This window comes from Variovorax sp. TLI9-5A (assembly GCF_056867935.1).
Window position 1 is genome coordinate 3,730,482 of sequence record NZ_CP200310.1, and the last position, 14,076, is coordinate 3,744,557.

12 protein-coding genes are annotated in these 14,076 nt (G+C 68.4%); all 12 read left to right on the forward strand.

Annotated elements, in window-relative coordinates:
• The first annotated feature begins 12 nt into the window (after nucleotides 1-12).
• The 12 genes from AC1VNX_RS17555 to AC1VNX_RS17610 are packed head-to-tail and all read left to right on the forward strand — an operon-like array spanning nucleotide 13 to nucleotide 14,020.
• Complete coding sequence (locus AC1VNX_RS17555) at nucleotides 13-2,346, forward strand: polysaccharide biosynthesis tyrosine autokinase (RefSeq protein WP_483157852.1); 2,334 nt, start codon at nucleotides 13-15, stop codon at nucleotides 2,344-2,346.
• Entirely contained in the window at nucleotides 2,343-3,059 is a 717-nt protein-coding gene (locus AC1VNX_RS17560) for a sugar transferase (RefSeq protein WP_483157854.1), read from the forward strand. The genes AC1VNX_RS17555 and AC1VNX_RS17560 overlap by 4 nt, the downstream gene beginning before the upstream one ends.
• Before the next feature lie 29 nt (nucleotides 3,060-3,088).
• Entirely contained in the window at nucleotides 3,089-4,066 is a 978-nt protein-coding gene (locus tag AC1VNX_RS17565) for a GDP-L-fucose synthase family protein (protein WP_483157856.1), read from the forward strand.
• The gene (gene gmd / locus AC1VNX_RS17570) at nucleotides 4,059-5,183 is read left to right on the forward strand and encodes a GDP-mannose 4,6-dehydratase (protein ID WP_483157858.1); all 1,125 of its coding nucleotides are present in this window, start codon (nucleotides 4,059-4,061) and stop codon (nucleotides 5,181-5,183) included. The genes AC1VNX_RS17565 and gmd overlap by 8 nt, the downstream gene beginning before the upstream one ends.
• 39 nt (nucleotides 5,184-5,222) lie before the next feature.
• Complete coding sequence (locus AC1VNX_RS17575; RefSeq protein WP_483157860.1) at nucleotides 5,223-6,548, forward strand: hypothetical protein; 1,326 nt, start codon at nucleotides 5,223-5,225, stop codon at nucleotides 6,546-6,548.
• 23 nt (nucleotides 6,549-6,571) lie between these two features.
• A complete protein-coding gene (locus tag AC1VNX_RS17580; protein WP_483157862.1) occupies nucleotides 6,572-7,660 on the forward strand; it encodes a glycosyltransferase in 1,089 nt (362 codons plus the stop codon).
• On the forward strand, nucleotides 7,657-8,604 hold the full coding sequence (locus AC1VNX_RS17585; protein ID WP_483157864.1) for a hypothetical protein: 948 nt from the start codon (nucleotides 7,657-7,659) through the stop codon (nucleotides 8,602-8,604). The genes AC1VNX_RS17580 and AC1VNX_RS17585 overlap by 4 nt, the downstream gene beginning before the upstream one ends.
• 44 nt (nucleotides 8,605-8,648) lie before the next feature.
• Nucleotides 8,649-9,581 carry a hypothetical protein gene (locus AC1VNX_RS17590; RefSeq protein ID WP_483157866.1) on the forward strand — a complete coding sequence of 311 codons (933 nt, stop codon included), beginning with the start codon at nucleotides 8,649-8,651 and terminating at the stop codon, nucleotides 9,579-9,581.
• A gap of 19 nt (nucleotides 9,582-9,600) precedes the next feature.
• Complete coding sequence (locus AC1VNX_RS17595) at nucleotides 9,601-10,860, forward strand: MATE family efflux transporter (protein ID WP_483157868.1); 1,260 nt, start codon at nucleotides 9,601-9,603, stop codon at nucleotides 10,858-10,860.
• Nucleotides 10,857-12,104, forward strand: coding sequence for a WcaI family glycosyltransferase (locus AC1VNX_RS17600; protein WP_483157870.1), 1,248 nt, complete (start codon nucleotides 10,857-10,859; stop codon nucleotides 12,102-12,104). The genes AC1VNX_RS17595 and AC1VNX_RS17600 overlap by 4 nt, the downstream gene beginning before the upstream one ends.
• Nucleotides 12,105-12,135: 31 nt before the next feature.
• Entirely contained in the window at nucleotides 12,136-13,248 is a 1,113-nt protein-coding gene (gene galE, locus AC1VNX_RS17605; RefSeq protein ID WP_483157872.1) for a UDP-glucose 4-epimerase GalE, read from the forward strand.
• Nucleotides 13,241-14,020 (forward strand): LuxR C-terminal-related transcriptional regulator, encoded by a 780-nt coding sequence (locus AC1VNX_RS17610; protein WP_483157874.1) that lies wholly within the window; start codon nucleotides 13,241-13,243, stop codon nucleotides 14,018-14,020. Before galE ends, AC1VNX_RS17610 begins: the two co-directional genes overlap by 8 nt.
• Nucleotides 14,021-14,076 lie beyond the last annotated feature (56 nt).

Consider the following 14,076-nt stretch of genomic DNA (forward strand, 5'->3'; position numbering starts at 1 on the left):
AAGGTGATCCCCATGAACGCCCGCTGGCAACCTACGCTTCCCGCCCCCGCGGCGGCTCCCGTGACGGTGATCGAGACCACTGCCTGGGCCCGGGAATCCCGGTTCCACGAGTACCTGGACATCCTGATCGACAGCCGCTGGCTGATTGCCGCCATCGCCTCGCTGGCGCTGCTCGTGGGCGTGGCCTATGCGCTGTTCGGCACCCGCGTGTACGAGGCCAACATCCTGATCCAGGTGGAAGACCCCGACCGCTCGGGCGGCAATTTTCCGGGCGACGCCAACGGCGGAGGCGGCATCAGCGTGAAGACGCCGACCGCCGGCGAAACCGAGATCCTGCGCTCGCGCATGGTGCTGGGCCAGGCGATGGAGAACACCCTGCTCTTCATCGACGCGAAGCCGCGCTACATACCGGTGGTGGGCGAGTTCCTGGCGCGGCATTCGAGCCAGCTTTCCACGCCCGGCATCTTCGGGTGGGGCAACTACGTCTCGGGCACCGAGCAGATCGCCGTCGCGCAGATGGACGTGCCTTCCGCCCTGGAGGGCAAGAAGTTCACGCTGATCGCCGGCACCGACGGCAACTACACGCTGACCAGCCCCGAGCTCGCATCGCCGCTGCACGGCACCGTCGGCACGCCGCTGGACGCCAGCGTGCCCGGCGGCAACCTGCACCTGCTGGTGGGCTCCTTCGAGGCCCGCCCCGGTGGCGCCTTCGAGCTGGTGCGCCATTCGAAGCAGCTGATGCTGCTGGGCCTGCAGCGGGACCTGCGCGTGGTCGAGAAAGGCAAGCAGTCGGGCGTGATGGACATCAGCCTGCAGGCCGAGAACCGCAACCAGCTCGCCGGCGTGCTCAACGAGATCGCCGGGCTGTACGTGCGCCAGAACATCGAGCAGAAGACGGTGCAGGCCGAGCGCGCGCTGGCCTTCCTGGGCACCGAGCTGCCCAAGTTCAAGCAGCAGCTGGAGCAGTCCGAGGACGCCTACAACCAGTACCGCAACCAGAACGGCACCATCAGCCTGGACGACGAAGCCCGCAACGCGCTGACGCAGAACGTGGACCTGCAGGCCAAGCTCCTCGACGCCAAGCAGAAGCGGCTGGACCTGGTGGGCCGCTTCACCGCCCAGCACCCGATGGTGCAGACCCTGGACGCGCAGATTGCCTCGCTGAAGAAGGAACTGGGCTCGGTCGACGGCCGCATCCGCCGCATGCCCATGCTGCAGCAGAACACGGTGCGCATGCAGCGCGACATCAAGGTCAACACCGAGCTCTACGCGGCGCTGCTGAACAGCTCGCTGCAGATGCGGCTGGCCAAGGAAGGCAAGGTGGCCAACGTGCGCGTGCTCGACCAGGCGCTGGTGGCCGAGAAGCCGGTGCGGCCGAAGTCGATCATCGTGGTCGCGCTGGCGCTGGCCGGTGGCCTCTTCGCCGGCGGCGCGGCGGCGCTGGCGCGCAAGAACCTCAAACGCTCCATCGGCAGCCCCGACCACATCGAGGCCGTCACCGGGCTGAGCGTGTACACCAGCATTCCGCTGAGCACGCAGCAGCGCGTGCTCGACCGCGCGATGCGCAAGGGCACGCCCGGCATCAAGGTGCTCGCGGCGCTGCACGTGGAAGACCCGGCCCTCGAAGGCCTGCGCCGGCTGCGTACCGCGCTGAAGTTCGTGATGATGGGCGCGCCCAACAACCGGGTGCTGATCTCCAGCGCCACGGCCGGGGCGGGCAAGACCTTCGTGTCGTCGAACTTCGCCACGCTGCTGGCCGCCTCCGGCAAGCGCGTGCTGCTGATCGACGGCGACCTGCGCCGCGGCACCCTGAGCGAGGAGTTCGGGCTGCAGCGCAAGAACGGCCTCGCCGACGCCATCGCCGGCGGCGTGCCGCTGGAGCAGGCGATCCACCACCAAGTGCTTCCCTGCCTGGACGTGATGTCAGCCGGCACGCCGCACCCGGACCCCGCAGGCCTGATGACCAGCGACACCTTCGCGCACGCGCTGGGAATGCTCTCGGCGCGCTACGACGTGGTGGTGATCGACGCGCCCCCCACCCTGCTGGCCTCCGAGACCGCCGCGATGGCGCCGAGCATGGGCACCCTGCTGCTGGTGGCCCGCGCCGACAACAGCGAGATGGGCGAGCTGCTGGAAAGCAGCAAGCGCCTGGCCCACGTGGGCGCGGCATTCCACGGGGTGGTGTTCAACGCGGTCGATACCTCGCAGCGCCACAACCGCAACTACAGCTATGGCTACTACGGCTATGGAGCCGCTCCCGCGCCCCGCCGCGAACCCGCCTATGCGCTGGACACGGCCGACACCGTGATGCCCAGGCGCATCGAACCGGAGCATGCCGGATCATGAACACGCTGCGATCCACCTCCTCCACCGGGCACGGCCCGGGCAATCCCGGCATCGGCGCCGCCGCCAACACGGCCCCCTACATGCCGCTGGACGGCGCACCCTGGTTGCGCCGCGCCAAGCGCGCGGCCGACATCCTGATGGCCGGCTCCTTCTTCGTCTTCTTCGGCTGGGCCTACGCGCTCATCTGGCTCGGAGTGCTCTACACATCGGGTGGCCCGGCCATCTACATGCAGCCGCGCTACGGCAAGGGCGGGCGCGTCTTCAAGTTCTACAAGTTCCGCTCGATGGTGGCCGACGCCGACGCGGTGCTGGCGCGCCACCTGCGCCAGAACGAGGCCGCGCGCCGCGAATGGGCCGTCTACCAGAAGCTGCAGCACGACCCGCGCATCACCCGCTTCGGTGCCTTCCTGCGCAAGTACAGCATCGACGAGTTTCCTCAGTTCTGGAACGTGCTCAAGGGCGACATGAGCATGGTCGGCCCGCGCCCCTGCATGTTCGCGCAGAAGGACCTGTACGGCGACTACTGGGACCACTACTGCGCAGTGCGCCCCGGCATCACCGGCCTGTGGCAGATCAGCGGGCGCAACGAGATCAGCTACCGCCGCCGCGCCGCGATGGACGCGGAGTACGTCGCCCACCTGTCGCTGTGGCGGGACTTCGTGATCCTGCTGAAGACCTTCGGGGTGGTGACGGGGGCGCGCGGGTCGCGCTAGCAGGCTGCGAATTCCTACCGAAAGAACATATGCGGATCTTTGTTGCGGGACATCGTGGAATGGTCGGGCAGGCCCTGGCGAGCCACCTGCGTGGGCTCGGTCACGAGGTCGTCTGCCGGCAGCGCGCGGAACTCGACCTTCTGGACCAGCGAGCCGTCGGGCGCTTCTTCGCGGACGAGCCGATCGATCAGGTCTACCTGGCGGCCGCCCGGGTCGGCGGCATCCAGGCCAACACGAGCTATCCCGCGCAGTTCATCTACGAGAACCTGATGATCGCGGCGAACGTCACGCATCAGGCGTTCCTTGCGGGCATCAGGCGGATTCTTTTCCTCGGTTCGAGCTGTATCTACCCACGCCTGGCCGGACAACCCATCCGCGAGGAATACCTGCTCGACGGCAAGCTGGAACCGAGCAACGAGCCTTACGCGATCGCGAAGATCGCCGGGCTCAAGCTTTGCGAGAGCTACAACCGGCAGTACGGGACGACCCACGGCATCGACTACCGCAGCGTGATGCCGACCAATCTGTACGGGCCCGGCGACAACTATCACCCCGAGAACAGCCATGTGGTCCCGGCGCTGATCAGACGGTTTCACCAGGCGAAGCTGGACGATGCGCCAAGCGTGCCGATCTGGGGCAGCGGCCAGGCAAGACGCGAGTTCCTCCATGTCGATGACATGGCCGCAGGATGCATTGCCGTGATGGACCTGCCCCGAGCGGCCTACGAGCGGCAGACGGATCCGATGCGCAGCCACATCAACCTCGGCACCGGTGAAGACGTGTCGATTGCGGAGCTCGCAGAGCTCATCCGCGACGTCGTCGGCTACCGGGGTGACATCCGCTACGACCTCGCGAGGCCCGAGGGCACGCCCCGCAAATTGCTGGACGTGTCCCGCGCCGCGGCCATCGGCTGGAAGGCCCGCGTGCCGCTTGCCGAGGGACTTCGCCACACCTATTCCGCCTATCAGGCATCCACCCGCCTCACCGAGGAGATCGAACATGTCTAAGCGCGCTCTGATCACCGGCATCACCGGCCAGGACGGCTCCTATCTCGCCGAGTTGCTGATCGAAAAAGGCTACGAGGTGCATGGCATCAAGCGGCGGACCTCCCAGTTCAACACGGGGCGCATCGACCATCTCTATTCGGATGTCCATTCGAAGGCACAGCGCCATCTGTACCTGCACCACGGCGACTTGTCCGACGGCAGCAATCTCACCCGGATCATGCAGGAGGTGCAGCCCGACGAGGTCTACAACCTGGGTGCGCAAAGCCATGTGGCCGTCAGCTTCGAAAGTCCCGAGTACACGGCCGACATCAATGGCCTGGGCGCGCTGCGCCTGCTCGAGGCCATCCGGCTTCTGGGCCTTCAATCGAAGACCCGTTTCTACCAGGCCAGCACGAGCGAGCTTTACGGACAGGTGCAGGAGCCTCGCCAGAGCGAGATGACGCCCTTCTATCCGCGCAGCCCGTATGGCGCGGCAAAGCTCTTTGCCTACTGGATCACCAAGAACTACCGCGAAGCCTACGGCTTCTACGCGTGCAACGGGATCCTCTTCAATCACGAGAGTCCCCGGCGCGGCGAGACCTTCGTGACCCGCAAGGTCACGCGGGGTCTGGCCAACGTGGCACAGGGCCTGGAACAGTGCCTTTTCCTCGGGAACATGAACGCGCTGCGCGATTGGGGCCACGCCAAGGACTACGTGCGGATGCAGTGGCTGATGCTCCAGCAACCCACGGCCGTCGACTACGTGATCGCGACCGGAGCGCAATACAGCATCAGGGACTTCGTGACCCGCGCCGCGCGGCAGCTCGGCATCTCGCTGGTCTTCGAGGGCGAAGGCATCGACGAGGTCGCGATCGCCGCCAGTGTTACCGGTGACGATGCACCGGCCGTCTGTCCGGGCGATGTTCTGGTTCGCGTTGACCCTCGCTATTTCCGCCCTTCGGAAGTCGAGACCCTGTGCGGCAATCCATCGAAGGCGGCGGACGAACTCGGCTGGGTGCCCGAGATATCCCTCGACCAGATGATCGCCGAGATGGTTGCCAGCGACCTCGAGCTGGCCAAGCGCCGCGCACTGCTGCAGCGCCACGGCTATCACACGCCTCAAAGCATCGAGGCCTGAGAACGGTTCGACTCTCACATCCACTCAGCAGGCCCCACCATGCGCGCCCTCACCTTCTGGTCCGGCATCGTCTGCGCCATGCTGTGCGGCCTGGTCGATCCGGCGTGGGGCTACGCGGCGGTGTTCGTGCTGTCGCTGGTGCAGCTCGCGCTGCTGGGCGGCTCTGGCGGCAGCGTGTTCCTGCTGATCCACTACGCGACGATCCTCACCTACTTCTCGCTCGCGCCGGCGATGCAGATCTCGCACGACGTGGAGTTCTGGGACGCGGGCGTGATGCGCGCGGCCTCGCACACGCAGGCGCTGATGCTGCTGGTGCTGTACATGGCGGGCGTGGAGGCCGCCCGGCTGGGCGTGCCCGATGCGCCGCAGCACCGGCCGGGCCACCACGACAGGCACCTGGTCGGCGTGGCCCATCCGCTGCTCCTGCTGCTGAGCTGCTCGCTGGGCGCCTTCGCCACGCTCTTCGTCAAGCCGGAGCTCAACTTCGTGGCACGCGGCATCGTGGGCATGTCCTCCGCCGAGGACAGCATGCCGATCGACGGCATCTTCTTCTCTACCCTGCCCAAGCTGGTGGTGCTGATGTGCTTCGTGGCACTGGTCATCCACGCGGTGCGCCGGCGCACGCTGTGGTCATGGCTGGCCGCGGGCCTGGCGCTCGGCCTCGCGGCGATCGCGGCCAACCCGGTGAACACGGCGCGGCAGATATTGCTGATCGGGCTGCTGCCGCTGCTCATCCACGCGCTGGGGCGCAGCCGCCGCTGGCTGCTCGGCGGCCTGGTCTTCGGCTCCATCGCGGGGCTGGGGCCGGTGCTGAACCTGGTCTCGCGCGGCAGCATCTGGGGCGAGGAGCTGCGGACCTTTCCCTTCAGCCAGGACTTCGACGCGATGTTCGTGGTCGCGGGCATCCTGGAGCGCGCGCCCATTCCGGAGCTGGGCTGGGGCCGCTACCTGCTCTCGGCCTTCTCCTTCTTCCTGCCGCGCAGCCTGAAGATGTTTCCCGACTTCGACCCGCTCGGCTGGTCGGCCATCCTCGGCAACTTCTCGCAGAGCAATCTCTCGCTGCCGCCTTTCACCACCGCGTATTTCGACTTCGGCATGGCGGGGCCGGCGCTCTTCGGCTTCGCGATCTCGGCCGGGTTCCGGATGGTGGACCGCGCCATCGATCCGGAGCGCCCGGTGTCGGGCTCGTACCTGTCGGCGCTGGTGCTGCTGGCCGCCTACGTGCCGTTCATGCGCGGTCCGATCCTGGGCTGGGGGCCGTTCGCGGTTTCGGGGCTGATTGCCGCCGTCGTCGCAGGTGCGCTGAGCGCCCGCGCCCGCCGCATGGTGACGCGCGTGGTGCGGCACCGCCTGCCGAGCGCCTGAGAAAAGAAGAAAGAAAAGAACCCATGGCCGCCTATCTCTACTACGACACCGTGCGCCTCAACAAGAGAGCGGGCGGCGTGCTCAACGTGTCGGAGGTGCTGCTGCGCCACATGCGGCTCGCGCCCGACGACCGGGTTGAGCCGGTGAGCGAGCGGCATCCGCGCCTCTTTGCACTGGCGCGGCGGCTGAAGATCAGCCGCTTCGTGCTCGACACGCTGCTCTACAACTTCCACCGGCTGCGCGCGCTGATCACCGGCGAGCAGCTGTTCTCGGTGTTCCCCAACTACTACCTGCCGCTCACGCTGCTGGGGCGGCATCGCGACTCGGTGGTCGTCGTCCACGACCTGCAATACAAGTCCTATCCGCAGTATTTCGGGCGCGGCAAACGGCTCTTCCTCGACTGGAACCTGTGGCGCGCGGCGCACAGCGCGGCGGACGTGGTCTTCATCAGCCGCAGCAGCCAGCGCGACTTCGAGCGCCACTTCGGCCGCTGCGCCCGTTCGAGCGTCATCTTCAATCCGGTGGATGCGCCGCGCGTCGCACCGGCCGCCGTCGCTGTGCCCGGCGAGCGCTACCTGATCGCGGCCTACCACTACTACCCGCACAAGAACTTCGCCGGCATCCTCGCGCTCTTCGAGCGCATGAAGACCGCCGGGCTGGTCGACTTCCTCGACATCACCGGCAATGGCGCGGCCGAGGTCCAGCGCATGGTGTCGGTGCTGGCGCCCGGGGTGCGCGACTGCGTGCGGCACCGGGGACTGGTGCCGCGCGACGAACTGCTGCGGCTGTACCAGGGCGCGACCGCGTTCATCTCGCTCTCGACCTTCGAAGGCTTCAACCTCTCGGCGGCCGAGGCGGCGACGCTGGGCGTGCCGCTGCTGCTGTCGGACATTCCGGTGCACCGCGAGCTGTTCGCGGACTACGCCTTCTTCGTGGACAGCGACGGCAACGATCCGGAGCAGCCTGTGCAACACCTAGCGCACTACCTCGCGCACCACGAGCACGTGCGTCCGGCATGGGTGCATGCTGCCACCTGCGCGCCCGCCAACGTCGCGAGGCGCTACCTGATGCTCAAGCGCGGCACGCTGTCGCTTGCGGGGGCCATGCCATGACCGGGTATGCAGTCCCCGTCGTACGCTTCATTGCGAAGCTGCTGCTAGCGGCATTGCCGCTCGCAGGCCACGCACAGCCCGCGTCCGCGCCAGTGCCGGGCTTCGGCGTGATGGTGCACTACCTGCCCGACAAGCAATCGATCGGCGAGATCAGGCGCTTCGACGTCGAGGCCTTCGCTGCGACGCTGGCCGAGATGCGCGCCTCGCACCTGATCCTGACGCTGGGGCAGAACAGCGGCCAGTACATCGCGCCCAACGCCGCGCTCGAGGCGCTCTGCCCGGCCAGCGCCGCCAACCGGCCGCCGCGCGACCTGCCGCTGGAAATCGGCCGGGCACTGCGCGGCCGGGGCATCGCACTGATCCTGTACCTGCCGTTCCGCGCTCCGCAGGCCGACCGCGCGCTGATGGATTGCCTGGGCGACGTGTCGGAGCAGGAACCGCCGCCCGCGCGCTTCATCGCCGCGTGGTCCAGCGTGATCCGCGACTGGTCGGAGCGCTACGGCGCCCTGGCCAGCGGCTGGTGGTTCGATGGCACCTACAACACCAAGGGCATCACGCCCGCCGGCTGGGAAATGCTGTGCAGCGCCGCGCGCGCCGGCGCGACCAACCGCTGGCTGGCCTTCAATGCGGGTGAAGGCGCGGAGCGCTTCAGCGCCAAGTCGGCCCCATGCCAGAACCTGATGGCCGGTGAATACATGCAGCCGCCCGCGCACCTGACGGGGCCGCCCTCGGAGCTGGCGCTGCACGTGCTGACGCCGCTCACCGCCTCGTGGGGCCGCGAGGCGCCGGCGCGCTTTACCGCCGCGCAGCTTCGCGGCTGGATCGCCGAGGCCGTCGCCGCGCGGGGCCTCTTCACGCTGGACATGCCCATCGACGCAGCCGGCCGCTTCGTTCCCGCGCACGTCGCGCTCATCAAGAGCGTCACGGCCACTGCCAGGCCCTGAATCCATTCATCGCTGTCACACCTCATCAACCCCACCTGAGCACCATGAACCCGCCCCTGCCCTTCATCGTCGTGGAAGACCGACAGAACAAGACCCTGGCGCTGTGCCGCGAATCGGCGGCGCTGGCCGGCGAAGCGCTGCTCGTGCTTTCGGAAACGGACGCGGGCCCGGCCTACGAGCGCTTCTGCCGCTCGTACGTCCACCTGTCGAGCAACTCGCCGGAGTTCGAGAAGATCTGTTTTCGGCGCTACTTTCTCCTTGCGCGGTTTCTGGAATCCAACCCCGATGTGCGCGATTTCGTGCTGATCGACAGCGATGTGCTGCTGTTCCAGGGTGCGGGGCCGCACATCAGGCGGCTGGCGGGCAAGGCCGATTTCTCGGGCTCCAGCATGCAGTCGCCCGACGGCTGGAACCCCTGCCAGATCTCGCCGCACGTGAGCTACTGGACGTCGAACGGCCTGCGCCGCTTCGTGGCCTGGGTGCTCGACACCTACGCCACGCCCTCCGGCCGCAGGAAGCTGCGCGAAATCTCGGCGCGCTTCGCCGCGCGGGGCATTCGCGGCGGCGTGTCGGACATGACGCTGCTCTACCTCTGGGCGCACGCCACCGGCAACGACGAGCCGATCAACCGGGTGCTCGAAGGCACGGTGGTCGACCACAACATCAACGGCATGCACAACCTGCATCGCGGGGAGTTCAAGGTGCTGGGCGGCGCCAAGCGCATCGCCTACCGCGAGGGCAAGGCCTGGCTGACCAGCGCCTCGGGCGAGCTCACGCGCGTGGTGGCGCTGCATTTCCAGGGCAGCGCCAAGATGGCCATGCCCTATGCGCTGCGCGGCCACATGCTGACCGTGGCGGCCGTGACCTACGCGCTGCAGATGGCCCGGCGCGCCAAGAACAACACCTTCCGCGCGGGCGCGTTCGCGCGCCGGCTCTTCGACACGCGCCGGGTGCACCGCGTGCCGGCCGGCAAATGAGCATGGAGCGAGCCGACCCATGAAGCACTCCAGCCTGCCACTCCCGCTGCCCGGTGCGCGCATGGCATGGCTGTCGGGGTTGAGCGCGCTCGCTTCGCGGCTCTATGTGTACCTGTCGGGCTTTCTCGCCATCTTCCTGATGGCGGCGAGCGTGTCGCCGGCGCGCTTCGGCGAGTACTCGGTCTATCAGTCGGTGCTCGAAGTGGCGCTGGTGGTGGCCACGCTGGGCAGCTCGCTGCTGTTCTCGCGCAACGCGGCCTCGGTGCCGCCGGGGGTGACGCGCGGCGACGTGGTGCGCACGCTGGCCATCGGCCTGCCGCTGGCGACGGTGCTGGCAATCGTGATCCTCACCGTGCAGCGCCTGCCGGTGGGCGACGCGCCCTTCGCGATCCTGGTGGTCACGCTGGCGGTGTTCGCGTTCAACAGCCTGCGCCTTTCCTTCAGCCGGGGCCTCGGCCATGCGGGGCTGCTGAACCTGGAGGCCGGCATCCGCGCGACCATCCTGGTCGCGGGCGTGGGCGTTTGCGCCGCGGTGCGCTTCGACCTGGGCGTGGCGCACCTGCTGCTCATCAACCTGATCGCAGTCGTGGTGGTGTGCCTGGCGGTGGGCCTGCCGGCCAACGGCGCCGCACCGCCGGTGGGCCGGGCCGCGCTCGGGCTGGCCTCGCAGGCTGGAGCGACGGTGTATTCGCTGCTCATGTTCCTGCTGCGCAAGTCGGACCTGCTCATCGTGGCGTCCTTCATGCCGCTGAGCTACGTGGGCGCCTTCAAGATCGCCTTCCTGCTGGCCGAGGCGCCCTCGCAGTTCGTACAGGCCTTCCTGGTCACAAAAACTCCCGCGATGCTGGAGACCGATACCGGCAACTTCACGGCGGCCAAGCTGCGGCTCGCGCGGCATTCCTTCCTGCTGGGCTGCGGGCTCTTCGTCGGGCTGGCCGCGCTCATCTCGGTGGCGGCGCCACTGCTGAAGCTGGGCAACGAGGCGCGCTCCATCTTCCTTTGCATCGCGCCCTACTTCCTGCTGCGCACCTACACGATCCACCACGAGATGGTGCTGTCGCTGAAGACCTCGATGGGCTCGCTCGGCCAGTGGGCGCTGCTGGAGGTCGCGCTGCGGCTGGCGTCCTACGTGGTGGTGGCGGCGCTCTTCCCGGGCAAGCCGCATTACGTGTTCTTCATTGCCTGCCTGAGCGATTTCGCGCTGTACGAAACACGCATGCGCCTTCACTTCGGCTTCTTCCCCATCGTGCGCCTGCTGGCGCGGAGGCCGGCATCGTGAAGATCCTCCTCTACTCGATGAACTTCGCGCCCGAGCTGGCCGGCATCGGCAAGTACTCGGGCGAGATGGCCGAGTGGCTGCAGGCGCGCGGACACGAGGTGCGGGTGATCGCGTCGCCGCCCTTCTTTCCGCAGTGGTCGGTGTTCGAGGGCTACTCGGCCTGGATGTACAGCAAGTCCCGCTGGAACGGCGTGACGGTCTGGCGCGCCCCCACCTGGGTGCCGTCGCAGCCGCGCGCGCTGGGGCGCATCGGGCATCTGCTGTCGTTCACGCTGTCGAGCATTCCGCTGCTGCTGGCGCAGATGTTCTGGCGGCCGGACGTGGTGTTCGTGGTGGAGCCGCCCGTGTCCTGCGCGCCGGCCGCGCTGTGCCTGGCCAAGCTGCTGCGCGCCAGGTCGTGGCTGCACATCCAGGACTACGAGGTGGACGCCGCCTTCGGCCTGGGCTGGCTGCGCGGCGAGCGGGTGCGGCGCTTCGCGCTGGCCGCCGAGCGCTGGCTGATGCGCCGGTTCGACCGGGTATCGACCATCTCCACCGCGATGCGCTCCAAGGCCCAGGAAAAGGGCGTGGACGAATCCCGGCTGGTGCTGTTTCCGAACTGGGTGGACGTGGAGGCCATCCGGCCCGTCGCGCGGCCGTCGCTGGCCAGCGGTGCTTCCGCACAGGGATACCGGGCCGAGCTGGGCATTCCGGCCGATGCGGTGGTGGTGCTCTACGCCGGCAGCCTCGGCAGCAAGCAGGGTATCGCGCTGCTGGCCGAGGCGGCGCGGTTGCTGGTGTGCTCGCACAACATCCATTTCGTGTTCTGCGGCAACGGGCCGAGCCGCTCTTCGCTGATGAACGCCTGCGTGCGGCTGGGCAACGTGCACTTTCTCGACCTGCAGCCCACCGAGCGCTTCAACGAGCTGCTGGGCATGGCCGACCTCCATGTGCTGCCGCAGCGCGCCGATGCCGCCGACCTGGTCATGCCCTCGAAGCTGGGCGGCATGCTGGCCAGCGGCCGCGCGGTGATCGTGACCGCGCATGCCGGCACCGCGCTCAGCGAGGCGGTGTGGGGCCGTGGCGTGGTGGTCGAGCCCGGCGACGCCGCCGCGCTGGCCGACGCCATCGAGCAGCTTTCGATGTCGCCCGCCACGCGCGAACTGATGGGTTCGATCGGCCGGCGCTTCGCCGAGGCCGAGCTCGACCGCAACGTGATCCTGCAGCGCCTCGAAGAGGAACTGCAGCGCTGCATCACCGCCTGACGCGACGACTGCCAGCCCAGGGAACACGACCATGCCCGCACCCAGAATCCTCGTGACAGGCGGCGCAGGCTTCATCGGCAGCCACACCTGCGTGGCGCTGATCGCGGCGGGCTACCAGCCGGTGGTGCTCGACACGCTGGTCAACAGCGACGCACGCTCGCTGAAGCGGGTGGAGTGCATCACGGGCATCGAGCCGGTGCTGGTGCGTGCCGACGTGCGCGACGCGGCGGCACTCGAGCGCACCTTCGCCACGCACGACATCCAGGCGGTGGTGCATCTGGCGGGGCTGAAGGCGGTCGGCGAATCGGTGGCCGATCCGCTGGGCTACTACGACGTCAACCTGGCCGGCAGCCTGGCGCTGGCGCGGGCCATGGACCGCGCGGGTGTGCGCACGCTGGTGTTCTCGTCGTCGGCCACGGTGTACGGCGACTCACAGCCCTCGCCCATCGCCGAGGCCGCGCCGCATGGCCCCGTCAACCCCTACGGCCGCACCAAGTCGATGGTGGAGAGCATGCTGGCAGACCTTTCGCGGGCCGACCCGCGCTGGGGTATCGCCTGCCTGCGCTACTTCAACCCCGTGGGTGCGCACGAGAGCGGCCTGCTCGGCGAGCTGCCCAACGGCCCGCCCAACAACCTGATGCCCTACATCAGCCAGGTCGCGGCCGGCGAGCGCGCTTTCCTGCTGGTGCACGGCGCCGACTACGACACCGCCGACGGCACCGGCGTGCGCGACTACGTGCACGTGATGGACGTGGCCGAGGGCCATGTGGCGGCGCTGCGCCATGCGGCGCGCAGGACGGGCATCCTGATGACCAACCTCGGCACGGGCCGTGGCGCCTCGGTGCTTGAAGTGGTTTCTGCCTTCGAGCGCGCGAGCGGCAGGCGCATCGCGCTGCGCATCGGGCCGCGCCGCCCCGGCGATGCACCGGCCTACTGGGCGGACGCGCGCGGCGCCTGGCGCACGCTCGGCTGGCGCGCGCACCGCGATCTCGACCAGATGTGCGCCGACAGCTGGCGCTGGCAATGCGCCAACCCCCACGGCTTCGACGACCCGGCGCCCGCCCTCGGCCCCGGCGCCGTGCTCTTCCAGAACAACAACACAGGCATCAACATCCACTCCAACCGGGGGCACACCCATGTCTGAAAACGCTTCACCCCCAGCCGCCGAGCAGGGCACCGGCCAATCGGGCCATCCGCCGGGAGTCTGCGCGCCCGCCACGCCACTGTGGCCCGGCTTCCTCACAGGGCAGGAAGACGCCCCGGTGCGCGTGCTGCTTGTGGACGACGACGAGTTCATGCGCCGCGTGATCGCGCAGGAGCTGCTGTCGGACCTGCGCATACAGCTCGAAGGCCAGGCCGGCAACCTGCGCGACGGCCGGCGGCTGGTGGCCACGCACGAGTTCGACGTGCTGATGGTCGACCTGCGGCTGGGCGACGGCTCCGGCTTCGACCTGATCCAGGAAGCGCGCGAGCACCATCGCTCGGCCGAGATCATCGTGATCACCGTGCTGGAGGACGAGGCGCATGTGCTGCACGCCTTCGAGCTGGGCGCCACCGGCTACCTGCTGAAGGACGCCTGGCTGCAGAGCTTCGCGCAGGCGGTGCTGCAGGTGGTCAACGGCGGCGCGGCCATCACGCCGCGGCTGGCGCGCAGGCTTCTTTCACGGCTGAGCCACCGGCCGCTGGGTGCGCTGCCGCCTGTTTCGGAGCCCCTGCCGCGCGAGACGACGCTGACGGCGCGCGAATGCGAAATCCTGCGCTTCGTGGCGCGCGGCCACGTCACCGAGGAAATCGGCAACAGGCTGGGCATCTCGGGGCAGACCGTCAATGCCCACATCAAGAACATCTACAAGAAATTGCACGTGCATTCGCGCGCGCAGGCCGTGAGCTATGCCGCGTATTCCGGGCTGATCTGAAGCTGAGGCGGCCCTCGTCATCCACCGACAGAAACAACACCAACGCTGGCGACCGA